22 protein-coding genes are annotated in these 25834 nt (G+C 73.1%); 11 read left to right on the top strand and 11 right to left on the bottom strand.

Annotation, left to right across the window (positions count from 1 at the left end; all coding sequences use genetic code 11):
* The first annotated feature begins 287 nt into the window (after window positions 1–287).
* On the top strand, window positions 288–2492 hold the full coding sequence (locus tag R2B67_RS04245; protein WP_317824774.1) for a phage holin family protein: 2205 nt from the start codon (window positions 288–290) through the stop codon (window positions 2490–2492).
* A 74-nt stretch (window positions 2493–2566) separates the two neighbouring features.
* Here R2B67_RS04245 and R2B67_RS04240 read toward each other — a convergent pair whose 3' ends face one another.
* From R2B67_RS04240 to R2B67_RS04230, 3 genes are all read right to left on the bottom strand, one after another.
* Window positions 2567–3616, bottom strand: a complete 1050-nt coding sequence (locus tag R2B67_RS04240; protein ID WP_109980294.1) for a LacI family DNA-binding transcriptional regulator — start codon at window positions 3614–3616, stop codon at window positions 2567–2569.
* 33 nt (window positions 3617–3649) lie between these two features.
* Window positions 3650–4276, bottom strand: a complete 627-nt coding sequence (locus R2B67_RS04235; RefSeq protein WP_317816507.1) for a DUF305 domain-containing protein — start codon at window positions 4274–4276, stop codon at window positions 3650–3652.
* 84 nt (window positions 4277–4360) lie between these two features.
* Complete coding sequence (locus R2B67_RS04230; RefSeq protein ID WP_317816506.1) at window positions 4361–5299, bottom strand: DUF1996 domain-containing protein; 939 nt, start codon at window positions 5297–5299, stop codon at window positions 4361–4363.
* A 256-nt stretch (window positions 5300–5555) separates the two neighbouring features.
* On the opposite strand from R2B67_RS04230, the gene ligA reads away from it, so the two are divergent.
* The 4 genes from ligA to secD all read left to right on the top strand — a co-directional run bounded on the left by ligA (window position 5556) and on the right by secD (window position 12072).
* A complete protein-coding gene (gene ligA / locus R2B67_RS04225; RefSeq protein ID WP_317816505.1) occupies window positions 5556–7829 on the top strand; it encodes an NAD-dependent DNA ligase LigA in 2274 nt (757 codons plus the stop codon).
* 429 nt (window positions 7830–8258) lie between these two features.
* Window positions 8259–8966 carry a rod shape-determining protein gene (locus R2B67_RS04220; RefSeq protein WP_317824773.1) on the top strand — a complete coding sequence of 236 codons (708 nt, stop codon included), beginning with the start codon at window positions 8259–8261 and terminating at the stop codon, window positions 8964–8966.
* A 38-nt stretch (window positions 8967–9004) separates the two neighbouring features.
* On the top strand, window positions 9005–9730 hold the full coding sequence (locus R2B67_RS04215) for a hypothetical protein (RefSeq protein ID WP_317816504.1): 726 nt from the start codon (window positions 9005–9007) through the stop codon (window positions 9728–9730).
* Between the two features lie 35 nt (window positions 9731–9765).
* Window positions 9766–12072, top strand: a complete 2307-nt coding sequence (secD, locus tag R2B67_RS04210) for a protein translocase subunit SecD (protein WP_317816503.1) — start codon at window positions 9766–9768, stop codon at window positions 12070–12072.
* Window positions 12073–12160: 88 nt separating this feature from the next.
* Here the strand turns inward: secD and R2B67_RS04205 are convergent, their stop codons facing one another.
* On the bottom strand, window positions 12161–12991 hold the full coding sequence (locus tag R2B67_RS04205) for a helix-turn-helix domain-containing protein (protein ID WP_317816502.1): 831 nt from the start codon (window positions 12989–12991) through the stop codon (window positions 12161–12163).
* A 64-nt stretch (window positions 12992–13055) separates the two neighbouring features.
* Here R2B67_RS04205 and R2B67_RS04200 point away from each other — a divergent pair, with 64 nt between their 5' ends.
* Window positions 13056–13361, top strand: a complete 306-nt coding sequence (locus R2B67_RS04200) for a 4a-hydroxytetrahydrobiopterin dehydratase (RefSeq protein ID WP_317816501.1) — start codon at window positions 13056–13058, stop codon at window positions 13359–13361.
* 20 nt (window positions 13362–13381) lie between these two features.
* Here R2B67_RS04200 and R2B67_RS04195 read toward each other — a convergent pair whose 3' ends face one another.
* Together R2B67_RS04195 and R2B67_RS04190 are read right to left on the bottom strand one after the other, a co-directional pair.
* Window positions 13382–14344, bottom strand: coding sequence for a LysR family transcriptional regulator (locus R2B67_RS04195; RefSeq protein WP_026241721.1), 963 nt, complete (start codon window positions 14342–14344; stop codon window positions 13382–13384).
* A gap of 137 nt (window positions 14345–14481) precedes the next feature.
* On the bottom strand, window positions 14482–15408 hold the full coding sequence (locus R2B67_RS04190; RefSeq protein ID WP_317816500.1) for a Rossmann-fold NAD(P)-binding domain-containing protein: 927 nt from the start codon (window positions 15406–15408) through the stop codon (window positions 14482–14484).
* A gap of 81 nt (window positions 15409–15489) precedes the next feature.
* On the opposite strand from R2B67_RS04190, the gene R2B67_RS04185 reads away from it, so the two are divergent.
* Together R2B67_RS04185 and R2B67_RS04180 are read left to right on the top strand one after the other, a co-directional pair.
* Window positions 15490–16455, top strand: a complete 966-nt coding sequence (locus R2B67_RS04185; protein ID WP_317816499.1) for an AraC family transcriptional regulator — start codon at window positions 15490–15492, stop codon at window positions 16453–16455.
* Between the two features lie 20 nt (window positions 16456–16475).
* The gene (locus R2B67_RS04180; RefSeq protein ID WP_317816498.1) at window positions 16476–17411 is read left to right on the top strand and encodes a class I SAM-dependent methyltransferase; all 936 of its coding nucleotides are present in this window, start codon (window positions 16476–16478) and stop codon (window positions 17409–17411) included.
* A gap of 15 nt (window positions 17412–17426) precedes the next feature.
* Here the strand turns inward: R2B67_RS04180 and R2B67_RS04175 are convergent, their stop codons facing one another.
* The 4 genes from R2B67_RS04175 to R2B67_RS04160 all read right to left on the bottom strand — a co-directional run bounded on the left by R2B67_RS04175 (window position 17427) and on the right by R2B67_RS04160 (window position 21989).
* Window positions 17427–17897, bottom strand: coding sequence for an RICIN domain-containing protein (locus R2B67_RS04175; RefSeq protein ID WP_317816497.1), 471 nt, complete (start codon window positions 17895–17897; stop codon window positions 17427–17429).
* Window positions 17898–17993: 96 nt separating this feature from the next.
* Entirely contained in the window at window positions 17994–18830 is an 837-nt protein-coding gene (locus tag R2B67_RS04170; protein ID WP_317816496.1) for an aldo/keto reductase, read from the bottom strand.
* Window positions 18831–18952: 122 nt separating this feature from the next.
* On the bottom strand, window positions 18953–20752 hold the full coding sequence (locus R2B67_RS04165; RefSeq protein ID WP_317816495.1) for an AMP-dependent synthetase/ligase: 1800 nt from the start codon (window positions 20750–20752) through the stop codon (window positions 18953–18955).
* Window positions 20753–21107: 355 nt separating this feature from the next.
* Window positions 21108–21989, bottom strand: coding sequence for a LysR substrate-binding domain-containing protein (locus R2B67_RS04160; RefSeq protein ID WP_317816494.1), 882 nt, complete (start codon window positions 21987–21989; stop codon window positions 21108–21110).
* A gap of 276 nt (window positions 21990–22265) precedes the next feature.
* Between R2B67_RS04160 and R2B67_RS04155 the strand changes: the two genes are divergently transcribed.
* The 3 genes from R2B67_RS04155 to R2B67_RS04145 all read left to right on the top strand — a co-directional run bounded on the left by R2B67_RS04155 (window position 22266) and on the right by R2B67_RS04145 (window position 24788).
* Entirely contained in the window at window positions 22266–23357 is a 1092-nt protein-coding gene (locus R2B67_RS04155) for a hypothetical protein (protein ID WP_317816493.1), read from the top strand.
* Window positions 23358–23491: 134 nt separating this feature from the next.
* Window positions 23492–24541, top strand: a complete 1050-nt coding sequence (locus R2B67_RS04150; RefSeq protein ID WP_317816492.1) for a bile acid:sodium symporter family protein — start codon at window positions 23492–23494, stop codon at window positions 24539–24541.
* A 31-nt stretch (window positions 24542–24572) separates the two neighbouring features.
* Window positions 24573–24788: a helix-hairpin-helix domain-containing protein gene (locus R2B67_RS04145; RefSeq protein WP_317816491.1), complete on the top strand. Its 216-nt coding sequence runs from the start codon at window positions 24573–24575 to the stop codon at window positions 24786–24788.
* A 43-nt stretch (window positions 24789–24831) separates the two neighbouring features.
* Here the strand turns inward: R2B67_RS04145 and fdhD are convergent, their stop codons facing one another.
* Entirely contained in the window at window positions 24832–25674 is an 843-nt protein-coding gene (fdhD, locus tag R2B67_RS04140; RefSeq protein WP_317816490.1) for a formate dehydrogenase accessory sulfurtransferase FdhD, read from the bottom strand.
* Window positions 25675–25834: the final 160 nt, after the last annotated feature.

Raw genomic sequence — 25834 nt, 5'->3', positions numbered from 1 at the left:
CTCCTCGCTCGGCCGCCGCTCGGCCTCCGTGACCCGCTGCCCCGGAGCGGCCCGCCCACACCCGTACGGGCCCACAGGGCAGGCGCTGCCACCACGAGCCTAGGGGGTGTCCGGCGCTTCCCCACGACCGCCCCTGACCGGGCCCGACGCTGTGAAAAGCTGGGGAGCGGGCTCCTGACCGACGGGTCCGCAGCGAAGAAGGCATGAGGTGGACCGGCGTGGACGAGCGGAGACGGCGTACGCGGGGGCGGCGTACGCCGCGATGGCGTACGGCGGGCGGCGCGCTCATGCGGGTCGTCGCAGTCTGGGCAGTTTCCACCCTCACCATGCTCGCGCTCGCCGGGATCCTGCCCGACTTCCAGCTCCAGTCCGACGACGGCGACACCATCACCCGTACCGCCTTCACGGCGGCCTGGGGCGCGGGCGCGTTCGGCCTGCTCTCCGCGCTGGTGTGGCCCGTCCTCGTCCGGGCCCTGCTCATCGTGCCCGCGCTCGTCATGGGCGCGCTGGTCTTCTTCCTCAACGGCTCGCTGCTGCTGATCGCGGTGCGGCTCATCCCGGACGGGCGCGGTGAGGCCGCCCCGGAGACCGCCGTCCTCGTCGCCGCCGTGATGTCCGCCGTCGCCTCCGCCACCTCCACCGCACTCGCCGTCCGCGACGACGAGGCCTACCGCCGCAGGCTCTCCCGCCTCGCCGACCGGCGCCGTCGGCGCGGCTCCCCGGACATCGTGGGACCCGACCGCGACGCACCGCCCGGCACGCTCTTCCTCCAGCTCGACGGCGTCGGCCACGACGTCCTGGTGAAGGCGGCCGCCGACGGGCTCATGCCGACCGTCGCCGGCTGGCTCGCCGACTCCTCCGGACACCGCCTCACCCCCTGGCGCACCGACTGGTCCAGCCAGACCGGCGCCAGCCAGCTCGCCATCCTGCACGGCTCCAACCACGACATCCCCGCCTTCCGCTGGTACGAGAAGGAGACCGGCACCGTCATGGTCTCCAGCCGCCCCGCCAGCGCCCTGGAGATGCAGCGCCGCGCCATCGCCCGCACCCGGGACGGCGGCCTGCTCACCATCGACGGCGCCAGCCGCGGCAACCTCTTCAGCGGCGGCGCCGGACAGCTCGCCCTGGTCCTCTCCATGGCCGCCCGGCGCGGCAAGGGCCGCCGCTCCCGCTCCGGGTACTTCGCCTACTTCTCCGACCCGGCCAACGCCGTCCGCACCGCCCTCTCGTTCGCCGCCGAGGTCGGCCGCGAGATCGGCCAGTCGACCCGGGCCCGCGCCCGCAAGGTCACCCCCCGGGTCAAGCGCGGCGGCCTCTACCCCTTCATCCGGGCCTTCGCCACCGTCGTCGAGCGCGATGTCGTCGTCTCCGCCGTCCTCGGCGACATGTTCGCCGGACGCACCGCCGTCTACGCCGACCTGGTCGCCTACGACGAGGTCGCCCACCACTCCGGACCGCACAGCCGCGACGCCGAGAAGGTCCTCCAGCGCCTCGACCGCTCGCTCGCCCTCATCGCCAAGATCGCCGACCACACCCCGCGTACGTACCGGATCGTGCTCCTCTCCGACCACGGCCAGAGCCCCGGCGAGACGTTCGCCGCACGGTACGGGCTCACGCTCAAGGACCTCGTACGGGCCGGCTGCGGGCTCCCCGTGCCGCGCCGGGCGCGCGGCACGCACAGCGCGTCCGAGGCACGCGACGCGGTCCGGATCGCCCTGCACCGCCCGCCCGTCGCGGTGGAACCGGAGGCGGAGCAGGCGGCCAAGCGCTCCGAACCGATCGTGCTGGCCTCCGGCAACCTCGGCCTGGTCTCCTTCCCCGACCTGGAGGGGCGCGCCTCGCGCGAGCAGATCGACCGCCGCAACCCGGCGCTGCTCTCCACGCTCGCCAACCATCCCGGGATCGGCTTCCTCCTCGTCCGCAGCGAGGAACACGGCTCCGTGGTGATGGGGCCGGGCGGGATTGAGGTCCCCGTCGCCGAACTGGCCGACGGCGAGGGCCCGCTCGCCGTCTTCGGTACCGGCGCGGCCGCCGCCGTACGGCGCACCGACACCTTCCCGCACGTCGCCGACATCATGGTCAATTCCATGTACGACCCCGAGACCGGCACCGTGCACGCCTTCGAGGAGCAGATCGGCTCGCACGGCGGTCTCGGCGGCGAGCAGTCCCGGCCGTTCCTGCTCTGGCCGCGCGGCATGACGGACCCGCTGGACATCGTGGCCGCCGAGGCGGCGGAGGGCGCGCCGACCCCGCCGGGCGGCGGGCTCGTGGGCGCGGAGGCGGTGCACCGGGTGCTGAACCGCTGGCTGCTGGAGTTCTCCGGGCCCCAGGTGCCGGTGAGCACGGAGGGCTTCACGGGGGCCGTCCGGGCGGACGAGCCGTTCCCGGCGGAGGGGGCCGTCGACGGTCAGGGGCGGGCCGCTGTTCCGGCTCCGGACGCGCGGACCGCGCCGGTGCTCCGCGAGATCCCACTGCCGGAGACACCGGGCTGAGCGCGCGACCCGGGGCTGAACGTGCGACCCGGGGGCCGAGTGCGCGACCCCGGGCTGAGCGCGTGCCCTCGGGGTCAGGCCGACTGCCGCCGTACCAGGGTGGGCGGGAAGACCATGGAGGGTGACGGGCCGCCGGGGCCGCCGATCTGCTTCAGCAGCAGCCGGGCCATCTCCGCTGCCATCTCCTCCACTGGCTGCCGCACGGTGGTCAGCGGCGGATCGCAGGCGGCCGCCGCGCTGCTGTCGTCGAAACCGACCACGGCCACATCGGACGGCACGTCGCGCCCGGCCCGCTGCAACACCGGGAGCGCGCCCAGCGCCATCAGGTCCGAGGCGATGAACACCCCGTCCAGACCGGGCTGTTCCGCCAGCAGCCGGCGCATCGCCGCCGCGCCGCCCAGATGCGTGAAGTCCCCTTCGGCGCAGGCCACATCCTCGATGCCGTGCGCGGCGAGGGCGGCCAGGAACCCGGCCAGCCGGACCTGCCCCGCGGGTCTGTCCTGCGGACCGGAGATGGTCCCGATACGGCGCCGCCCGAGCGCGGCCAGATGGTCGGCCGCGAGCCGCGCCCCGGCCTGCTGGTCGACCTCCACATAGGCCAGCGACGACGGACGCGGAGGGCGGCCGGCGAGAACGGCGGGCAGCCGGGTCTCCTGGAGCAGTTGGGGCAGCGGGTCGTCGGCGTGCGAGGTGACCAGGACGACGCCGTCGACATGGCCGTGGCGCAGGTAGGAGAGCAGCTGGGTGCGGGACGTCTCGTCGTCCGCCAGCATCAGCACCATCTGGATGCCCGCCGGACGCAGCACTTCGAGGAGACCGCTGACGACCCGGCCGAAGTAGGGGTCGGAGAACATCCGGCCGGCGAACGGCTCGGAGTCCGGCCGCCTCTCCCGCTCCGAGATCACCAGGGCCACCGAGTCGGTGCGCCGGGTCACCAGCGAGCGCGCCGCCCGGTTGGGCACGTACCCGGTCGTCGCCACCGCCTCCTCGACCACGGTGCGCAGGGCGGGGTCCACCGTGGTGGCTCCGTTGATCACCCGCGACACGGTGGCCCGTGAGACACCGGCCACGGCCGCCACGTCCTCCAAGGTCGGGCGTACGGGCGGCTCCACTTCGGCTGTCATGCAGCCCTTTATACCCGCAGCCCAGGGCGCCGGTCAGCCGAGGGCCCGGGTAGCCCCTGGAAGCGCTTCCAGCTCGGTGAGCGCGGCCTCGCGCGCGGTGACGAGGGCGGCAGCCAGCCGCTTGGCGTCGGCTCTGGCACCCGCGGTGATCTCGGACCGCGACACCTGGGCGGAGTGGCGCAGATGGTCGCGGATCTGCGTCAGGAAGAGCCGGTCGAACGCGGCTCCCTCGGCCGCCTTCGCCGCTTCGAGGTCCCGCTCCGTCACCATGCCGGGCATGGCGTGGCCCGCGTGCACATCGGTGTCGGGGAGCCCCATCCGGGCCAGCAGGGGCCGCAGGCGGCCGAGTTCGGCTTCCTGGTCACCGCGCAGCCGGGTCGCGAAGGCCCGCACCCGGGATTCGGTGGCCCGGTCGGCGGCGAGGGTGAGCAGGGCCACCGCCTTCTCGTTCATCGGGGTCATCAGCTGGACCCAGGCGGCGTCGGTGGGGGTGCCGGAGGCCGAGGCGGAGGGGGCGGGCGCGGTGCTCCGTACGGCGGCGGGGCGGGGCGTGGGCTCCGCCGCGGTGGAACAGCCGGCCGCTGCGGTCAGGGCGAGCAGGATCAGCAGGGCGAACAGGGCTGGCGCGGCGGGGGGCTTGGAGGGGGTGGAACGTGTCATGGGGTGTCCTGGACCGGGCGAAGGGCGCCGCCCCGGAGCCTGGGCCCCGGGGCGGACACCGGTGGGGGGTTGGGTGACGTCGGATCAGGGGGTGCCGTCGAAGCCGCACTTCACGATGGCGTTGATGCAGTCACGTACGCGCTGCGCCAGCTCCTCCTCCGGCCATACGTTGAAGAAGTCGCCGTGCATCGTGTAGCCGGGGCCCGACGCCAGCCGGAAGCGGGCCGGGTCGCCGCTGACCGGATAGCGCAGCACCTGGCGGAGCTTGGGCACCGGCACCGGGTGGGTGGAGGGGCACGCTCCGGCCACCGGGTAGGACATGTGGCTCTTGTGGTCGGCGGAGTCCAGGTCCTTGCCGTTCCAGCACTGCGGGAAGTCCAGGTAGGACTCCAGCATCGTGTCGGCCGGACAGTTCACGAAGTCCTGCGAGGGGTTGACGTGACCGGCGTGCAGGCAGGACCAGCGGGCGATGGTGTTGTCCTGCGGTCCGGTCGCCTTCGCGTTGCCCGCCACGATGCGCAGGCCCTTGGGGAAGGGCTGGATCTGCCGGATGACGTCGTCGCGTACCCCTTCTCCCAGGTAGTAGAAGGTGGTCCCGGTGGGCTCCACCTCCCGGTCGCCGTCGTACAGGGTGGGCACCCAGTACGAGGAGAGGTCGGTGTCGGGCGAGCAGGTGGTGCGGCCCTTCTCCAGCGACGCCAGGTCGGAATTGCCGTTGGTGGTGACGTTGCCGAAGAAGCTGTGCATGTGGGAGGCGCCCGGCAGACCCGGAAAGACGATCGGGTCGTCGGGGGCCCGGTGGGTGTAGGGGCACTCGGCCAGGAACTCGGCCACCCGCACCACATCGGCGGCGGCCTTGGGAGCGACCTCGGCGGCGGCCCGGTCGACCGAGGCGTTGCCCACGTTGGCCTGGACGAGGGAGACGGCGAGGGCCGCGGCGGCCAGCCCGGCGACTCGGTAGCGCCAGGACCGGGGGGACCGTCGGCGGCGGTGTTCGCTGCTGTGTCGATTACGGAAGAGCACGGCACTCCTGTTCGGAAGTGGGGGGAGATTCCTTGATCATGAGCTAGAGAGCGCTCTCTCATGGGGGAACGTAGGAGTGCCGCCTGTGCATGTCAAGAGAGTGCGCAAGCACTGCAACAAGCGCTGAGGCGAGGCTACTTGAAGGATTTTAAATGGGAGAGCGCTCTCCCTCGGGCCCCTCGGAACCTGCCGCTCGCGCCGTCACGGGGAGGCGCAGCCAAGGGCGTTGTCAGTGGTGGGCGGCAGGATGGTCACCATGACGAACTCAGCCGCTGTGCTCGCCGACGCCGCCGCCTACGCCGCCGCGGTCGAAGAGGCCTCCCAGGCCGCCGCCGCGTATTACGCCACGGGTGAGAGCACGCTCGACGACGACGCGTACGACCGGCTGGCGCGGGGGATCGCCGCGTACGAGGCGGATCATCCCGACGAGATACACGAGTCATCACCGACCGGAAAGGTGGCGGGCGGAGCCGCCGTCGGGGACGTTCCGCACACGGTGCCGATGCTCTCGCTGGACAATGTGTTCTCCGCCGAGCAGTTCGCCACCTGGACCGCCTCGCTGGAGCGGCGGATCGGCAGACCGGTCGCCGCCTGGAGCGTGGAGCCGAAGCTCGACGGCCTCGCGGTCGCCGCCCGCTACCGGGAGGGCCGCCTGGAGCGGCTGATCACCCGGGGCGACGGCTCGGCGGGCGAGGACGTCTCGCACGCGGCCCCCGCCGTCACCGGGCTGCCCGAGCGGCTGGCCGCCCCGGTCACCATCGAGGTGCGCGGCGAAATACTCATGACGAACGAGCAGTTCGACCAGGGCAACGCGACCCGCACGGAGCACGGCGGCGCCCCCTTCGCCAACCCGCGCAACGGGGCGGCGGGCACCCTGCGCGCCAAGGACCGGGCGTACCGCGTGGAGACGACCTTCTTCGCCTACGGAGGCCTGCCGCTCGCCGGCTCCGGGGAGCTCGCCGAGATCCTCACCGAGCTGCCCCACAGCGAGCTCCTCGCGTACGTCGCCGGGCTCGGCGTGCACACGGCCGCAGCCACGGAGGTGGCGCCGGTCCGGGTGACCACCGTGGAGGAGGTGCAGGCGCGCGTGGCCGAGATAGCCGCCCTGCGCCCCGAGTTGCCGTTCGGCATCGACGGCATCGTGATCAAGGCTGACCTCGCGGCCGACCAGCGTGAGGCCGGTTCCGGCAGCCGGGCGCCGCGCTGGGCCATCGCCCACAAGCTCCCCGCCGTCGAGAAGATCACCCGCCTGCTCTCCGTCGAGTGGAACGTGGGGCGCACCGGGATCATCGCGCCTCGCGCCGTCCTGGAACCCGTCGAGATCGACGGATCCACCGTCGGCTACGCCACCCTGCACAACCCGGCCGACATCACCCGCCGCGATCTGCGCCTGGGCGACCAGGTCATGGTCTACAAGGCGGGCGACATCATCCCGCGCATCGAGGCGCCCGTCGCCCACCTGCGCACCGGGGACGAGACACCGATCGAGTTCCCGGCGAGCTGCCCGCAGTGCGGTTCCGAGATCGACACGAGCGAGCAGCGCTGGCGCTGCACCCGCGGCCGCAACTGCCGCCTGGTCGCCTCCGTGTCGTACGCCGCCGGCCGCGACCAGCTCGACATCGAGGGACTCGGAACCACCCGGGTCGTCCAGCTCGTCGACGCGGGCCTCGTCACGGACTTCGCCGACCTGTTCACCCTGGAGCGGGAGCAGCTGCTCGCCCTGGACCGGATGGGCGAGACCTCCACCGACAATCTCCTCGCCGCCATCGGGACCGCCCGCTCGCGCCCGCTGTCCCGGGTCTTCTGCGCCCTGGGCGTACGGGGAACGGGGCGCTCCATGTCCCGCAGGATCGCGCGGTACTTCGCGACCATGGACCACATCGTCGCCGCCGACACCGAGTCGCTCCAGCGCGTCGACGGCATCGGCAAGGAGAAGGCCGCGGCGGTCGTCGCCGAGCTGGTGGAGCTGGCCCCGCTGATCGAGAAGCTCGTCCGGGCCGGGGTGACGATGACGGAGCCGGGGGCCACCCCGCCGCCCGAGCCCGGTACGGAGGAGGAGAGCGGCAGCGGGACCGGAGCGGAGCTGCCGCTGGCGGGGATGAAGGTGGTGGTCACGGGGGCCATGACCGGGGCGCTGGAGAAGCTGTCGCGCAATCAGATGAACGAGCTGATCGAGCGGGCGGGCGGGAAGTCCTCCTCCAGCGTCTCCGCGCGCACCAGCCTGCTGGTCGCGGGGGAGAAGGCCGGATCGAAGCGGACCAAGGCGGAGGAGCTGGGGATCAGGATCGCGGCGCCGGAGGAGTTCGCGGAGCTGATCGCCGGCTTCCTGACGGGGGAGACGGGAGAGGTTCCGGAGGCCGGCGCGGCTGGGGAGATCGTTGCGGTGACCGGTGCGGAGACGGCGGCCGTGGCTGTCCTGGCGGGGGAGGAGGAGCCGGCGGCGGCCGGGCCCGCAGCGGAAGCCGCTGACGCCGTGGAGGCGGTGGAGGTCGCGGAGGCGGTGGAGGTGGTCGAGGCCGTCAAGGTCTGAGTCCGGTCGGGGCGCCTTTCCATCGGGGTGCCTTTGAATCGGGAGGGAAGTGGCTTTCCCTCACCCGGTATTGCATAGTGAGGGCTTGGCCAAGCCTCGCTATCAGCGGGCCGATGGGTGCGTGGACGGCTGTGGACGGCCGGCCGGGGGTGAGGGGCGATGCGTTCTCCGTACGACGGACAGCGACGCGGTCGTGCCGTCCCGCCTCCGGGCCGGCTCGGCGAAGAGCGCGGGCTGCTCGGCGAGGTACCCCGCCCCTCCGGCGAGGGTGCCGGACCGCTTCGTGACGGAAGCGGGGCCGAGGGGACCGGGACCGGGCGTGGGCCCGGGGCGCTCCGGGTGCGCCACGGATACCGCCGGCTCGGCGGCAGGACCGTGGCCGCCCGGGGACTCGCCCTCGACCTCGGCAGCTCCCGCACCCGGGCCTGGGTGACCGGCCACGGCCTGGTCACCGGCCCGCTCCTCGGCCGCGCCCTCGACGGGGAAGCCGAGCGGCCCGTCCGGCGCGGGCGCATCGTCGACCCCGAGTCCTGCGGGCGGCTCCTCGGCCGCATCGCCGACGCCGCCCTCGGCCCCGACCGCACGGACAGCGTCATCGTCCTCAGCCACCCCGTCCTCGCCGGCGCCGTCCACCGCAACGCCGCGCGGGAGCTCCTCGCCGGGCTGGGGCCGACGCGCGTCCTCGTCCTCAGCAGCGCCCGGGCCGCCGCCGCGTACGCCGGGCCGCGCGACGCGGGGCCGCTGCTCGTCGTCGACATGGGCGCCGAGCTCACCGAGGTCACCCTCCTCGTCGGCGGCCGGATCGCCGACGCCCGGCAGGCCGAGACCGGGCTCAGCGACCTGGACCCGGCGACGCTGCCCGTGACCCTGGTCGGTACGGTCCTCGACATGGTGAAGTCCATGTGGCGGCAGGACCGGCACGGCGCGATCCGCGGCGCCCTGCGCAAGGGCCCGGTGCTCGCCGGCGGCGGTGCGCTGCGTTCCGACGTCACCGACCGCCTCGCCCGGTGCCTCGGCGCGCCCGTGCGGCTGGCCGAGGACCCGTCGACCACCGTCGTCCGCGGTGCCGGACAGATCCTCAGCTCCGTGCTCCGACACGGGGCGTCAGCCTCCGCCCTGCCCGGCCGAGCCAGGTGACCCCGCACCCGGGGCCGCCCCGGGGGAACGCGCCCACGGTGCGGCCGGGACCGGTCCGGCCGGTACCGGCGCACCGCCGGACCCGGAGCGTGCTGGCCGCGCTGGTGCTCGCCGTCCTCACCCTGCTCGGCGGCGCCCCCGCCGGGGCCGCGCTGTCCGCCGGCGCCCTCAACAGCCTCGCGTCGACCGTCGCGTACACGCCGAAGGCCCCGGCCCCCGCCCCGCAGACCGACCGCACCGCCCACCCCGGCGGCGGCCCCCACCACGACCTGCGGCGCACCCGCACGGCCCCGAGCCCCGCCGGTCCCGGGGCCGACGGCCGTCACGCCCGCGACCAGCAGCCCGGCCCCCACCGCCCCACCGCCCGGACCCGACCCACCGGGCCGCACACCCACACGCCCCGCACCCACACGCCCCGCACCCATACACCCCGCACCCATACGCCGCACACCCACACGCCCCACACCCTCCACGAGCGGTCACGAGCCGGCGATCCGACGACCCCGGCCCCCCGGGCAGGCATCAGCCGCGCCCACCTCACCGGCCACGCGCCCCCGCCCTCCTACGAGGGGCTGCTGCCCTGCCCGCCCGGACCGGTCGTGCCGCGCGGCCAGGCCGTGCGGGTCACCGCGGCCTCCTTCGCCCCGCCCTCCGGACGCCGGGGCGCCCTGCCCGGTGTCCGCGGTCCTCCGGGCACGAGTGCCGGTCCCCCGACCGGCCACCGGCCCCGCTGTTCTGCCGATCCGGCGTCGCGTCCTCACTGAGGTGAGGGCGGCCGACGCCCCACCGGAGGATTTCCATGACTCGCGCCACCACGGTGCGAGCGGTTCTGGCTGTCGCCGTGCTGCTCGTCTCCGTCTACATCACGCTGACCATGTCACCCAGACTCGGCCTCGACCTCCAGGGCGGCACCCGTATGGTGCTCCAGGCCAAGGACTCCGCCACCGTCGAGGCGGACCGGGAGACCACCGACCGCACCCTGGAGGTCCTGCGCCAGCGCGTCGACTCCCTCGGGGTCGCCGAACCCGTCCTCACCCGCTCCGGCGAGGACCGCATCATCGTCGAACTGCCCGACGTCCAGGACCCGCGCCAGGCCGCCGCCGTCATCGGCCGCACGGCCCAGCTCAGCTTCCACGAGGTCCTCGGCGCCGCGCCCCCCGGCACGGATACCGCCCCCGAGACGGGAGAGAAGCGGCTGATCCTCCCCGACGAGCAGGGGACGCGGCTCGACCTCGGACCCGTCCGCCTCTCCGGCGCGGGCGTCAAGGACGCCACCGCCTTCTTCGAGGCCCAGCAGGCGGCCGGCTGGACCGTGAAGCTGGACTTCCACAAGGACGCCGGCAAGGACTGGACGAAGCTGACCGGCGAGGCGGCCTGCCACCCCGCCGGGGACGAGCGGCGGCGCGTCGCCATCGTCCTGGACGAGAAGGTCATCTCCTCACCCCAGGTCGACCCCTCAGTCGGCTGCCAGGCCGGACTGCCCTCCGGCGGTACCCAGATCACCGGTTCCTTCACCGCGAAGGAGGCCCGCGACCTGGCCCTGCTCATCAAGGGCGGCGCCCTGCCCGTCCCCGTCGAGATCGTCGAGCAGCGGACCGTCGGCCCGACGCTCGGTGCCGCCGCCATCGACGCCAGCGCCCAGGCGGCCCTGATCGGCGCCGCCGCCACCGCGCTCTTCATCACCTTCGTCTACCGCCTCTTCGGCGCCTTGGCCGCCGTTGCCCTCGCCGCGTACGGCGTGATCTCGTACGCCGCACTCGTCGGCCTCGGCGTCACCCTCACGCTCCCCGGACTCGCCGGGTTCGTCCTGGCGATCGGGATGGCGGTCGACGCGAACGTCCTGGTCTTCGAACGGGCCAGAGAGGAGTGCCAGGACCGGCCGACACGTTCTCTCCGCTCGGCGCTGACCACCGGGTTCCAGAAGGCGTTCAGCGCCGTCGCCGACTCGAACATCACCACGCTCCTCGCGGCCGGGCTGCTGTTCTTCCTGGGGTCGGGCCCGGTCAAGGGCTTCGGTGTCACCCTCGCCATCGGCGTCATCGCCTCGATGTTCTCCGCGCTGGTCATCGCCCGCGCGCTCACCGAGATCGCGGCGGGCTCCCGCTTCGTCAGCGACTACCGGGGCGTCAACGGCATCGCGCGCCCCGGCAGCGTAAGGACCTGGCTGACCCGCAAGGACCCCCAGCTGTTCCGGAAGCCGGTCCAGTGGCTCGTCATCTCCACCGCCCTGGTCGCCGTCGCCGTGGCGGGGATCGTGGTGCGCGGGGTCGACCTCGGGGTGGAGTTCACCGGGGGACGGCTGGTCGAGTACTCCACCAGCCGGCCCGTCGACGTCGAGACCGCCCGCTCCACGCTCGCCGACGCCGGGTTCGGTGACGCCGAGATCACCACGGCGGGCGACGGCGACATCTCCGTACGCACCGGAAAGCTCGACAACGACGGGGAGTACGCCCTGCGGACCGCCCTGGCCACCGAGGGCGGCGAGACCACGAAGGTACGGGACGAGCTGATCGGCCCGAGCCTCGGCGACGAACTGCGGCGCAACGCGCTGATCGCCCTGGGCGTCGCGGTCCTGGTGCAACTGGCCTATCTGGCGGTCCGGTTCCGCTGGACGTTCGCCGTGGGGTCGGTGATCGCCATGGTGCACGACGTGATCATCGTCGTGGGCGCCTTCGCCTGGCTGGGGCGGCCCGTGGACGGCATCTTCCTGGCCGCCCTGCTCACCGTCATCGGCTACTCGGTCAACGACTCGGTGGTGGTCTTCGACCGGGTACGTGAGCTGTGGGCCGGGAACCGGAAGACACCTCTGGCCACCGTCGCCCGCCGGGCGGTGCTCCAGACCGTTCCCCGTACGGTGAACACCGGGATGGGGGCCCTGTTCATCCTGGTCGCCCTCGCGGTCCTGGGCGGCGACTCGCTGGCCGACTTCGCGCTCGCCCTGCTCATCGGCATCGTCGTGGGCACCTGGTCGTCGGTGTTCACCGCCGTACCGGGCGCACTGGTCCTGGAACGCACCACCACCGCACCCCCGCCGGTACCGGGCAAGAGCTCCCGGCGCGCCCGCGCACCCCGGCGTGACCCGCTCGACAACGGGGCCCGCGTCTGACCCCGTACGCGAGGAAACGCCCGTCCGCCCCTTGCCCGGAGACCGGGGCATGGGGCGGACGGGCAGGACGGACGGTCAGGTTGGGCGGTTACGGAAGGCGCTCGCGCAGATAGGCCGCGGTCTCGCGGTCGGCGGGCAGGAACGTCTCGATGGCCAGCTCCGCCACGGTCACGTCCATCGGCGTGTTGAACGTGGCGATCGAGGCGATGAACGACAGCACCTGGCCCCCGTGTTCGATCACCAGAGGCAGCGCGAAGGAGGGCGTACGCTCCCGGGCCCGGTCGGCGCCCCTGCCGTCGGCATCCCGGTCCGCCCGGTCCGCCCGGTCCGGCACGGGGTAGGCGGCCACCTCCTCGTACAGCGTCCGCAGCTCCGGCGACCGTACGAGCGCGATCTGGCGCTCCATCTGCGTCAGCAGATCCGCCCGCCACTCCGCCAGGTTCCGGATGCGCGGCGCGAGCCCCGCCGGGTGGAGCGTGATCCGCATGGCGTTGAGCGGCGGGGTGAGGAGCTCCTCGGCGACCCCCTCCATGAGCAGGGCGATGCCCCGGTTGACCGCCACCACGTCGTACCGGCCGTCGACGACGAGCGCCGGATACGGCTCGTACCCGGCGAGCAGCCGGTCCAGGCCGTCGCGCACCGAGGCCATCGCGGGGTCGTCGAGCGGGGTCTGCGCGTAGCGGGGCGCGTAACCGGCCATCACGAGCAGGGCGTTGCGTTCCCGGACGGGGATGTCCAGCTGCTCGGCCAGGCGCAGGACCATGTCCTCGCTGGGGCGCGAGCGGCCGGTCTCGATGAAGGAGATGTGGCGGGCCGAGGAGTCGGCGCGCAGCGCCAGATCCAGCTGGCTGATCCGTCGCCGCTCCCGCCAGTCGCGCAGCAGTGGCCCCACCCCCGTGTCGGGGAAGACAGTCGTCATGGGAAGACCGTAACGTCGAGTGTCCGTTCGCACGCCGACATCCGAGACCCAGGGGAGCCGTTCCATGTCCGCCGAACCGCTGTCGAAGACCGAGACCGAACACCGGCTGGAGTCCCTGCCCGGCTGGGCGCTGGAAGGGGACCGGATCACCCGGACCTACCGGCTGCCGTCGCACTTCGCCGCCGCCGCGCTGACCGTGCACATCGCGCAGATCCAGGACGAGCTCAACCACCACTCCGACCTGACGCTCGGCTACAACACCGTGGCCCTGTCCGTCCATACGCACGACGCGGGCGGCAAGGTCACGGAGAAGGACCTGGAGCTGGCCACCCGGGTCACGGCCGCCGCACCGGGCCACGGCGCGGAGTAGGCCCCCAGGGCAGGCCCGCCTCAGCTCACCAGCCCGAACCGCGGGTTCCCGGCGAGCCACCGGGCGTAGACGGGGCTGCGTGACACGGCCTCCGCGTACGCCGCGCGGGTCTGCCCGGCCACCGCCACCGCCGCGGCGTCCGCCGCGGGGGAGTGCGGGTGCCAGCCCAGCAGGTGCCGCCAGCTGAGCGGCGCACCGGCGAGCGGCCGGGTCACCACGCCGGGGACCGGCGGGAACGTCGCCCGGCACAGCCCGATCGCCCGCCCGACCTGCACCAGATGGACGACGGACGAGGTGTCCGTCTCGTACACCGACACCGGGGTGAAACCGGCGCGCGCGCAGGCCGTGGCGAAACAGTCGGCGAAACAGCCGTCCCCCGGAACGTCGGCCCAGCACTGGTCCGCCAGCGAGGCGAGGTCCAGCTCCTCCTCGGCGGCCAGCGGGTGGTCCTCGGGCAGCATCACGAAGACGGGGTCCACCCCCACCACCTCCCAGACCAGCCGCTCGGCCAGCGGCGGCGGGCTCTCGCCGCACGTGCCGATCAGCGCGAAGTCCAGGCGCCCGTCGATCGTCAGGGCGGCGATCTCGTCCACGGACCACGCGGTGTACGTGGAGACCGGGGCCGCCGGGTGCGCCGTGGCGATCCGGTCGACCAGACCGCCGAGCAGCGGGCCGTGCGTACCGCCGAGCCGGAACCGCTCCAGCGGCCCGGTGGCGTTGGCGAACCGCACCGCCTCCGCCTGGAGTTCGCTCACCGCGGGCAGCACCACCCGGGCCCGCTCCAGCACCAGCTCGCCGAGCGGAGTGGCGCGGGCACCCGTGTGGTCACGCTCGAAGAGCGTGCCGCCCAGGGCCTTCTCGATCCGCCGCAGCTGGGCGCTGAGAGCGGGCTGGGCGAGGCCCAGCGTGGCGGCGGCCTTGGTGAGGCTGCCGGTGTCGGCGATGGCACGGACGGTTCTCAGATGGCGCAACTCCAGCTCCATAAAAGCAAGTTATGGCCCCCGGCCCGCACGGGCAATACGTCGGTCACTCTTCGGTTCAGGCGATGTTTCCGGGCTGTACCTCCGGCGCGTGCGGCGCCGGAGGATCCCGCTCCAGTTCAGCCGGTCCAGGTTCGGCCTCAGCCGTGCCAGGCGCCGTCCCGGGCCGCCTCGCGGGTGAAAGCCGTGAACTCCTTCGCCTCCCGGCCCAGCACCCGCTTCACATCGTCCGTGGTGGCGGAGTTGTGGCCGTCGAGCAGCGTCGCGAACAGCTCGGCCAGGAACCCCGCCTCGGGCCCGGACACCCCGAACCCCTCCAGCACCTCCGCGTACGCCGGACCGCTCACGGGCACGTACCGCACCGGCCGCCCCGCCGCCCGGCCGAGCTCCTCCGCCGCCTCCTCGAACGTCAGGCTCCGGGGCCCCGTCAGCTCGTACACCGCGCCCGCGTGCCCGTCCCCGGTCAGCGCCGCCACCACCACATCGGCCAGGTCGTCGATGTCCAGGAAGGGCTCCGCCGCCGACCCGGCCGGGAAGACCAGCTCACCGCCGAGAACGCTGTCCAGCAGGGCTCCCTCGCTGAAGTTCTGCGCGAAGAACGCCGACCGTACGACGGTGAGTTCGACCTCCCCGCAGGCACCGCGCAGCGCCTCCTCGGCCACGGCCGCCTGCGGTTCGCCGCGTCCCGACAGCAGCACCACCCGGCGGAGCCCGCTCGCCGCCGCGACCCGCCCGAACGCCGTCATCGCCCCGGCGGCGCCGGGCACCGCCAGATCCGGGTAGTAGGCCACATAGGCGGCCTCCGCACCGTCCAGCGCGGCCGCCCACCCCGACTCGTCCTGCCAGTCGAACGGCACCCCGCCGGCCCGTGACCCGGCCCGTACCGGCACCCCCAGCGCCGCCAGCCGCTCCGCGACCCGGCGGCCGGTCTTCCCGGTGCCACTCGTCACCAGAACCGTGCCCATGACCCGCGCCCCTTCCCGCGCGGCGGAGCCGGCCGCGCCCTGCTTCGTATACGTCTGCTTCGTATACGTCTTCTTCGTCTCGTCCGCCGTGTTCTTCGTCATGGCTCCAGGCTCCCGGGACCCGGTCGCCGGGAACATCGTCGAGAAGCTCAGCTCCCTCCGCCTGCGTCTACGCTGTCGGGCATGGACGCTCTCGCCGGACTCCTGGACGGGCCGCGGGCTCGGGGCGCCTTCCTCCTGCGCATGGTGATGGAGCCGCCCTGGGCGGTACGGGTCGCCGACCGCGCCCCGATCTGCCTGATGTCGGTGACCCGGGGCGCGGCCTGGATCGTCCCGCCGGAGGGGGCCGAGCCGGTCCGCCTGGTGCCCGGCGACATCGCGGTGGTCCGCGGCCCCCACCCCTACACCGTCGCCGACGCGCCCGGCACCGGCCCGCACGCCCTGGTCGGCCCCGGCGGCCTCTGCACCACCTTGCACGGGCAGCCGCTCTCCCAGGAGATGGTGCTGGGGGTACGGACCTGGGGCAACGCCGCCCACGGCGCCACGGCGGTCCTCGTCGGCACCTACCTGATGGACGGCGAGATCAGCCGCCGGCTGCTGGACGCCCTGCCCCCGCTGCTCCGGCTCCCCGCCGACGCGCGGACCGGGCCGCTGCTGCGGCTGCTCGACGCGGAGATCGCCCAGGACGAGCCGGGGCAGCACGTCGTCCTGGACCGGCTGCTCGACCTGCTGCTCATCGCCGTGCTGCGCGGCTGGTTCTCCCGGCCGGGCGCCGAGGCCCCCGCCTGGTACCGGGCCATGAGCGACCCCGTCGTCGGGCCGGCGCTCCGGTTCCTCCAGGACGACCCGGCGCACCCCTGGACCGTCGCCTCGCTCGCCGCCCGCGCCGGGGTGTCGCGGGCCGGGCTCGCCCGCCGCTTCACCGAACTCGTCGGCGAGCCCCCGATGGCGTACCTCACCGGCTGGCGGCTCGCGCTCGCCGCCGACCTGCTCCGGGAGAGCGACGCCACGGTGGAGGCGGTGGGCCGGAAGGTCGGCTACAGCGCCCCTTTCGCGTTCAGTACGGCGTTCAAGCGCGTCCGGGGAGTGAGCCCGCAGGAGTACCGCGGCAACTTGCCGGAGCGGCAACAGAACTTGCCCGAACGCTGAGCTCCGGTGAGGGTGGCGCCATGAGCAGCCACGCCGGACACGGCCACCACGACGCGCACACCCCCGCTCACTTCCACGGCCATACCCACGGATCAGGCGCCGCGGGCGCCGGTACCGAGTTCGACTGGGACGTCATGGGCCCGATGCTGGAGCAGGAGGCCGAACTCAACAGCGGCCCGTACGAGGAGGCGGCCCGCTGGATCGCCGCCCTGCCGACCGCCCCGAAGGTGCGCCGGGTGCTGGACATCGGCAGCGGCCCCGGCGTCGTCACCTGCCTGCTGGCCGAGGTCTTCCCCGAGGCGGAGGTCGTCGCCGTGGACCCCACGCCCGCCCTCCTGGAGCGGACGGAAGCCCGCGCCCGGCGCCTCGGCCTGAGCGACCGCGTACGGACCCTGGAAGCCGAACTCCCCAAGGATGCCGACCGATTGGGAGAGGCCGACCTCATCTGGGCCGGCAACTCCCTGCACCACATGGGCGACCAGCGCGCCGCCCTCGCCGGCTTCGCCGGTCTTCTGCGCCCCGGGGGGACCGTGGCGCTCCTGGAGGGCGGGCTCCCCACCCGGCGGCTGCCCCGGGACCTCGGCATCGGGCGACCCGGTCTGGAGTCCCGGCTGGACGCGGCCTTCGCCGCCCGGTTCGACCGGATGCGGGCCGAACTCCCGGACGCCAGGCGGGAGACCGAGGACTGGAGCGCCCTGATCGCGGCGGTCGGACTGACCCCGCAGGGCACGCGCAGCTTCCTGCTGGACCTGCCCGCCCCGCTCTCCGCGCCCGCCCGCGACCATGTGATCGCCAAGCTGACCCGGGAGCACGAGGTCCTCGGTGAACTGCTCGACGCCGATGACCGCGCCGTACTGGAACGGCTGCTGGACCCCGAGGACCCGGCAGCGGTCCACCACCGGTCCGACGTCTACCTGCTCACCGCCCGCACGGTCCACCTCGGCCGCCGCGACTGACACTTTCGGCTTTGGTCAGGACGACACCGGCTCCAACTGCCACCACTGGAAGGGGGAGTCGGTGTCCTCCCACTGCTGGACCGTCCCGCCCTCCTCGGTCGAACGGTCGGCGACCTCCATGGCGAGTCCGCTGATGAAGCTCACCAGCGTCACCGTCCCCGGCGCCTCCAGATGCTGCTCGATCAGCCACTCCTGGGCGCCGAAGTTGTTGGCCTTCCACTGCTGGATGCGGACGCCGTTCTCCGTGTGGGCGTTCGCCACGTCCAGCCGCTTCCCGCTGTGCGCGTTGACCAGGTGGTAGAGGGCCGCGCCCTCGTGCACCGGGGACAGCTGCCACTGCTGGGCGGCCGTCCCGTCGTCCTTGCCCTGCTGCACCCGGGCGCCACTGCCCTTGGCCGCGCCGTACACCTCCAGCACCAGGCCGCTGCCCACATTGCGCAGGCGGTACGTGCCCGCCTCGACGACGGGCGCCGCTTCGCTGCTCATCGTGCTCTCTCCCCCCGAACGCCCGAACGTCGGGCTGTCGACGACCGACGGCGCCCCCACCGACGTGACGGTGGGGGCGCCGGACGCACCTGAGGCTCAGGCGCCGAGGTTGAACTCCGCCGGGTCCGGGCCGAGCCGCTTGCCCTCGTCCAGCGCCGCGAACGCGGCGAGGTCGTCGGCGTCCAGCTCGAAGCCGAAGACATCGAGATTCTCCTCGATCCGCGACGGGGTCACGGACTTCGGGATCACGATGTTGCCGGTCTGCAGGTGCCAGCGCAGGACGGCCTGGGCGGGGGTGCGGCCGTGCTTCTGGGCGATGGCCACGACCGTGGGCACCTCAAGCAGGCCCTTGCCCTGGCCCAGCGGCGACCAGGCCTCGGTGGCGATGGAGTGCTCGGCGTGGAAGGCGCGGGCCTCGGCCTGCTGGAGCTGGGGGTGCAGCTCGATCTGGTTGAGGACGGGGACCACGGAGGTCTCGGCCAGCAGCCGCTTCAGGTGCTCGGGGTGGAAGTTCGACACACCGATCGCCTTGGCGCGGCCGTCGGCGTAGATCTTCTCGAACGCCCGGTAGGTGTCGGCGTACGCGTCCTTGGCCGGGACCGGCCAGTGGATGAGATACAGGTCGACGTAGTCCAGGCCGAGCTGGTCCAGCGAGGCGTCGAAGGCGCGCAGCGTGCTGTCGTACCCCTGCTCGCTGTTCCACAGCTTCGTGGTGACGAAGAGCTCGTCACGGGGGACACCGGAGGCGGCGATGGCCCGGCCGGTGCCCTTCTCGTTCTTGTAGATCGCGGCGGTGTCGATGGACCGGTACCCGGACTCGATGGCCTTCGCGACCGCCTTCGCCGCCTCGTCGTCCGGCACCTGCCAGACACCGAAACCGAGCTGCGGCATTTCGAGGCCGTTGTTGAGGGTGATGGAGGGGACCTGGCTCACGAGCGGTCGATCCTAACGTTGTCGGTTGGTACTCCCGGGGACAACGAACGGGCGCGCCCAGGCATTCCCGCCCCATGATCCAGAATCGGCGGGCGCGGTCAGGGGCAGAGAGGCGGGCGCGGTCAGTGGTAGAGCGCGTCGACCTCGATCCCGTACGCCGTCTCGATCGCCTTGCGCTTCAGCTTCAGCGAGGGCGTCAGCAGTCCGTGCTCCTCGGTGAACGGGTGGGCCAGGATCCGGAACGTACGGATCGACTCGGCCTGCGACACCGCCGTGTTGGCGGCCACCACCGCCCGCCGGACCTCCATCTCCAGGTCCGGGTCGCGCACCAGCTCGGCGGGGGCGAGCGGCGTACGGCCCTGCATGGTGAGCCAGTGGTCGACGGACTCCTGGTCGACGGTGACCAGGGCCGCGATGTACGGGCGGTCGTTGCCGACGACGATGCACTGGGCGACCAGCGGATGGGCCCGCACCCGCTCCTCCAGGCCGGCCGGCGAGACGCTCTTGCCGCCGGACGTCACCAGGATCTCCTTCTTCCGCCCGGTGATCGTCAGATAGCCGTCCTCGTCCAGCGAACCGAGGTCCCCGGTGGCCAGCCAGCCGTCCTCAAGCGTGGCCCGGGTCGCCGCCGGATTGTTCAGATAGCCGGAGAAGACGTTGGGGCCGTGCACCCACACCTCGCCGTCGTCCGCGATGTGCACGGACGTCCCGGGGATGGGCAGCCCGACCGTGCCGTACCGGGTGCGCTCGGGCGGGTTGGCGGTCGCCGCCGCGGTGGACTCGGTCAGCCCGTACCCCTCGAAGACGGTCACCCCGGCGCCCGCGAAGAACAGGCCGAGCCGGCGGTTCATGCCCGAGCCGCCCGACATCGCGTGGCGCACCCGGCCGCCCATCGCGTCGCGGACCTTCTTGTAGACGACCTTGTCGAAGAACTGGTGCTGCACCCGCAGTCCGGCCGACGGCCCGGGGCCGAGGCCGAAGGCCTTCTGCTCCAGCGCCTCGGCGTACTTGACCGCGATGTCCACGGCCTTGTCGAACGGCCCGGCCCTGCCCTCCGCCTCGGCCTTGCGCCGAGCGCCGTTGAAGACCTTCTCGAAGATGTACGGCACCGCCAGGATGAAGGTGGGCCGGAACGTCACCAGGTCCGGCATCAGGGCGTTCGCCGACAGCTCGGGCTGATGGCCGAGTTTGACCCGTCCCCGTACCGCCGCGATCTCCACCATCCGGCCGAAGACGTGCGCCAGCGGGAGGAAGAGCAGGGTGGCCGCCTCGTCGCCGGGCTTGGAGTGGAACACCGGCTCCCAGCGGGCGACCATCGTGTCGCTCTCGAACATGAAGCTCGCGTGCGTGATCACACAGCCCTTGGGGCGGCCCGTCGTGCCCGAGGTGTAGATCACCGTCGCCACGGACTCGGGCGTCACCGCGCGCCGGTGCCGGTGCACCACCTCGTCGTCGACCATCCCGCCCGCGCCGACCAGTTCGTCCACCGCACCGGCGTCCAGCTGCCAGAGCCGCTTGAGGTGCGGCAGCCGGTCGATCACCGAGCCGACGGTCATCGCGTGGTCCTCGTGCTCGACCATCACCGCCACCACCTCGGCGTCGTGCAGCATCCAGTGGACCTGCTCGGCGGAGGACGTCGGGTAGATGGGCACCGACTGGGCCCCGACCGACCAGATCGCGAAGTCGAAGAGCGTCCACTCGTACCGCGTACGGGACATCAGGGCGACCCGGTCCCCGAACCGGATCCCGTGCGCGATCAGCCCTTTCGCCAGGGCCAGCACCTCGTCGCGGAACGCCTCCGAGGTCACATCCCGCCACTGTCCGCCCGCGTCCTTGCGGCCGAGCGCGACCCGCTGCGGATCGTCCTCCGCGTAGTCGAAGACCGCGTCGGCCAGACCGCCGACTTGAGGCGGCGCAGCCATGGGTGGGACAGTGAATTCACGCAATGACCTGCTCCTCGTGGCGCTCCGCACAGCGCCGCGACGCTACCCCAACCGGGGGCCCGGCGGGAGGGTCCGAACCCCGCGTAAAGCAGGGCATCCACCGAGGTCAACCGTCGAAATCCGGCCAGATGGGCAAGGCTCGGGCGTACTTCTGACGGAGGCGTAAGCGGCTCGCGGCCAAATCTCCACCGAATCCGACCGAGGCGATCACTCCCGGTCTCTGGCGGTACGAGGGCATATGCGCGCCGCTGCCGGTTGGTGCGGGGCATCGGGTCACGCACCGCTACGGCCGGTGCGGGTCACCGGGTGACGCGCCGCTGCCGGCCGGTGCGGGTCATCCTCCGCCACCCCGGTGCAGCCGGTCTCCGCCCGCCAGGATGGCCGCCGCCAGCGCGTCGGCCGCCTCCCGCACCGCGCCCCGCCGGTCCCCGTGCAGCAGGACGAAGTCGACGCCGCCCGGCTCCGGCAGCCCCGCCCGCGCCGGAACCGGCACGAGCCCCGGCGGGATCAGTCCCCGCGAGTGCACCATCACGCCCAGCCCCGCCCGCGCCGCCGCGACCAGGGCGCTCAGGCTCGTACTCGTACAGGCGATCCGCCAGGCCCGCCCGTGCTCCTCCAGCACCTCCAGGGCGCGGGCCCGGGTGATGCCCGGCGGCGGGAAGACGATGAGCGGCACCGGGCGTTCCGGATCGATCCGCAGCTGCGGGGCGCCGATCCAGTCCAGCGCGTCCTGCCACACCAGCTCGCCGTGCGTGTCGCCCGTCCTCCGCTTGGCCAGAACCAGATCGAGCCTTCCCGCCTCCAGCTGCCGGTGCAGGGTCCCGGACAGCTCCACGGTGAGTTCCAGTTCGACCTCCGGGTGGTCGCGCCGGAAGGACTCCAGGATCTCCGGCAGCCGGGTCAACACGAAGTCCTCACAGGCCCCGAAGCGGAGCCGGCCGCGCAGCCGGGTGCCCGCGAAGAATGCAGCCGCCCGTTCGTGCGCCGTGAGGATGGTCCGGGCGAAGCCGAGCATGGCCTCGCCGTCCTCGGTCAGGTCGACCCGGTGGGTGTCCCGGGCGAACAGCTGCCGCCCGGTCGCCTCCTCCAGCCGCCGGACGTGCTGGCTGACGGTGGACTGCCGGATCCCGAGGCGGCGGGCGGCCTGGGTGAAGCTCAACGTCTGGGCCACGGCGAGGAAGGTACGGAGCTGGGCGGGGTCGTAGGAGGTGTCCACGGTCCCACGTTAGGTTCTGCCGCCACCTGTCACGCCCGCGTCGGCGGTCGGCGCGCGGCCCGGCAGCCGGCCCACCGGCCGGCGGGACGGGGGTATGCATATGCGATCATGCGGGCGGCTCTTGGTGAGCTGATGTCAGTCAACTGACGGGACGGCCGGGGGGATCGGGCCGTCGGACGTCGGCGAAGACACACCTACGCGCATACATGCATACGCGGGAAACGGGAGTGCGGAGTGAACGGGGCCGGGGGACAGGGCGGGCAGGACGGGTCGTCCGTGTCCGACGAGGAGTGGGAGCGGTTCCTCCAGGAATCGGTGACGAGTGCGGCCGGGGCCCCGGTTGAGCCGTCGGCGCGTGCCCGTGAGGTGGAACGGCGGCTGCGGGAGAATCCCGGACCGGCCGAGGGCTGGCGTACGTACACACCGGCCCGGCCCCGGCGCAGGACCGGGCGGTACGTGACCGGCATGGTGGCGGCCGTTGCCCTCCTGGTCGTGGCGCTCTTCCCGCAGCAGGTGGTCGGTTGGTTCGTCGGCGATGACAGCGCCCAGGACGGAACGCCGCTGGCGGCCGAGTCGGAACGCCCGGGGGAAGCGCCCGGCGCGGAGCCGGATCGACGCCCCACCCTCGCCGAACCCTTCCGGGGCTCGCCCGCCGCGCGCTGGGCGGACGGAGCGGCGGGGATCACGGTGCCGCCGGCCCGGGCGACCGGCTGGATGAAGGCCGCTGAGGTCGAGCGAGCGCTGCGGCAGAGCCGGGACTTCCTGGTGGCCGCGGGGCTCGACCCGGGAGTGCTGCGCGGCGATCGGCCCTCGGAGGCGATCGAGTTGCTGAACCCGCACCAGAAGGATGTCCAGGAGTACGTCCGTACCGCCCTTTCGTCGAAGACGCCCACGGACACGACCGATCCCCTGCTCCTGTTCAGCCGCTTCCGGCCGGAGCAGGCCCGGCCGGTCGGTGACGTGGTCAAGACGCGCGGCCGGCTCACGTACCGCGAGGGGAAGCGCGGGGCGGTCGAGGTGACGGCGGACGTCACTTTCGTGTACCCGGTGACCCCGGCTGCCGACAGCGGAGAGGACGGCGAGGTCGTCCGCACGATCGTGCGGCGCGAGACGGTGATGAGCTGGGACGATCCGGCCGAGGTCATCACGGAACCGGGCACGATGTCGCTCGTCTCCTACACGCTCGACATGACCAACGGTGGCTGCTCCGCCCCGACCGGCTACTTCGAGCCGCCGTTCGGCACCGCCGAGGACCAGCACGCCGACCAGGACCGCCGGATCGACCCGTACGACCGCAGCAAGCCGCTCGACACGGGTGACGGCACGACGGTCGAGGACGACGATTGCGCGACCGCCAGCCGCTCCTGAGGGTGGCCGTAGCAGGTCCCGGAGGTTTATCGCGTTCCGTGATGGCAGTCAGAGCGGTGTGAGGGATTCCCGATCGCCGGGCGGCGGGCAGGATGGTGGGGTCCACCAGCGAGCCGAAGAACCACGTGGAGCCCATGAGCAGCCGCCGCCGCACCCTCACCCTGCCGTCCTGGCTGCCGGTCGACGCGTACATCCTGGCGCTGGTCGGCACGGTCGTCCTCGCCGCGCTGCTGCCCGCGCGCGGGATGGCCGCCGACGTGGCGGGCGGCGCCTCCACCGGGGCGGTCGCCCTGCTCTTCTTCCTCTACGGGGCCCGGCTCTCCACCGCCGAGGCGCTCGACGGGCTGAAGCACTGGCGGCTCCACCTCACCGTCCTGGCCTGCACGTTCCTCGTGTTCCCGCTGCTGGGGCTGGCGAGCAAGGGGCTGGTGCCGTTCGTCCTGACGCCGGAGCTCCAGGCGGGCTTCCTCTTCCTGTGCCTGGTGCCGTCGACGATCCAGTCCTCCATCGCGTTCACGTCGATCGCCCGGGGCAACGTGCCCGCCGCGATCTGTGCCGGCTCCTTCTCCAGCCTCACCGGGATCTTCCTCACGCCGCTGCTGGCCGCGCTCCTGCTCGGCTCGGCCGGCGGCGGGTTCTCGGCGGACTCGCTGCTGAAGATCGTGCTCCAGCTGCTCGTGCCGTTCCTCGCCGGACAGCTCCTGCGCCGCTGGGTCGGCGGGTTCCTGACCCGGCACAAGAAGGTGCTCGGCCTGGTGGACCGCGGCTCGATCCTGCTGGTCGTCTACACCGCGTTCAGCGAGGGGATGGTCGCCGGTATCTGGAGCCAGGTCACCCCGGCCCGGCTCGGCGCCCTGCTCGCGGCCGAGGCGGTCCTGCTGGCCGTGATGCTCGCGCTGACCTGGTACGGGGCACGGCGGCTCGGCTTCGGCCGGGAGGACCGGATCGCCATCCAGTTCGCCGGGTCGAAGAAGAGCCTGGCGGCGGGGCTGCCGATGGCGAGCGTGCTGTTCGGGGCGCACGCCAGCCTCGCCGTGCTGCCGCTGATGCTCTTCCACCAGATGCAGCTGATGGTCTGCGCGGTCATCGCCAAGCGGCGCTCGCGGGACCCGGAGCCGGTGCGGGACCCGGCCGGGACCGATGCCGGGCCGTTGTCACACCCGGCGGCTACGGTGACGTCATAGCCGCTGACCGCCGCTGACCTGGAGGACCGCCATGGCCGACCGGCCCGCCGAACCCGAGGACGACTTCCCGCACGGCGCGGGCAACCCGGCCCGCAGCGCTCTGCGGCACGCGGGCTACACCCGGCTCGCCCAGCTCGCGGACGTGACGGCGGCGGAGGTGCTGGCGCTGCACGGGGTCGGCCCGAAAGCCATCAGGGTGCTGCGCGAGGCGCTGGCGGCCGAGGGGCTGTCCTTCGCCGGTGAGTGAGTGAGCGAGTGAGCCGACGGGCGACCCCCGCCGCGCCCGCCGCTCAGTGGACCCCCGCCTCCAGCGCGATCCGGTGCTCACCCGCGTACACGTTCATCGAAGGCCCCCGCAGGAACCCCACCAGGGTCAGTCCGCTCTCCGCCGCCAGGTCCACCGCCAGCGAGGACGGCGCCGAGACCGCCGCGAGCACCGGGATCCCGGCCATCACCGCCTTCTGCGCCAGCTCGAACGAGGCCCGCCCCGAGACCAGCAGCACCGACCGTGACAGCGGCAGCCGCCCGTCCGTCAGCGCCCGGCCCACCAGCTTGTCCACCGCGTTGTGCCGGCCCACGTCCTCCCGTACGTCCAGCAGCTCGCCCTCCTCCGAGAAGAGCGCCGCCGCGTGCAGGCCTCCGGTCCGGTCGAACACCTTCTGTGCGGCGCGCAGCCGGTCCGGGAGGGCGGAGAGCAACTCGGGCGTGACGCGGACCGGGGGAGTGTCACCGACGGGGTGGCGGGTGGTGGTGCGTACGGCGTCCAGGCTGGCCTTGCCGCACAGGCCGCACGAGGAGGTGGTGTAGACGTTCCGCTCCAGCGTGATGTCGGGGACCACGACACCGGGCGCGAGCTTCACGTCCACCACGTTGTACGTGTTCACGCCGTCGGCGGTCGCCCCGGCGCAGTAGACGATCGACTGCACCTCATCGCCCTCGGCGATCACGCCCTCGCTCACCAGGAACCCGGCGGCGAGCGCGAAGTCGTCACCGGGCGTGCGCATCGTGATGGCCAGCGGCTTTCCGTTCAGCCGGATCTCCAGGGGCTCCTCCGCGACGAGCGTGTCGGCGCGGGAGGAGACGGCCCCGTCCCGGATACGGAGGGTGCGGCGGCGCTCGGTGACCCGTCCCATGTGGCTGAACCCGATTCTGTCGGTGTGCGGAGCTGCCGGCCGTGGGTCGGGCCGGAGCCTGGCCCTGTCATTGTCCTGCACACGCGGTACGGCGTCTCCGCCGCGTGGGCCGGGCACCCGAACGGACGGTCGGGGGGAGCATGCAGGTGAGGCTGTTGTC

Origin of the sequence: Streptomyces cyaneofuscatus, assembly GCF_033109485.1 — a bacterium.
Classification (GTDB): domain Bacteria; phylum Actinomycetota; class Actinomycetes; order Streptomycetales; family Streptomycetaceae; genus Streptomyces; species Streptomyces cyaneofuscatus.
The sequence above is the reverse complement of the archived record's forward strand: the minus strand, read 5'-3'. Positions and strand labels throughout refer to the sequence as shown.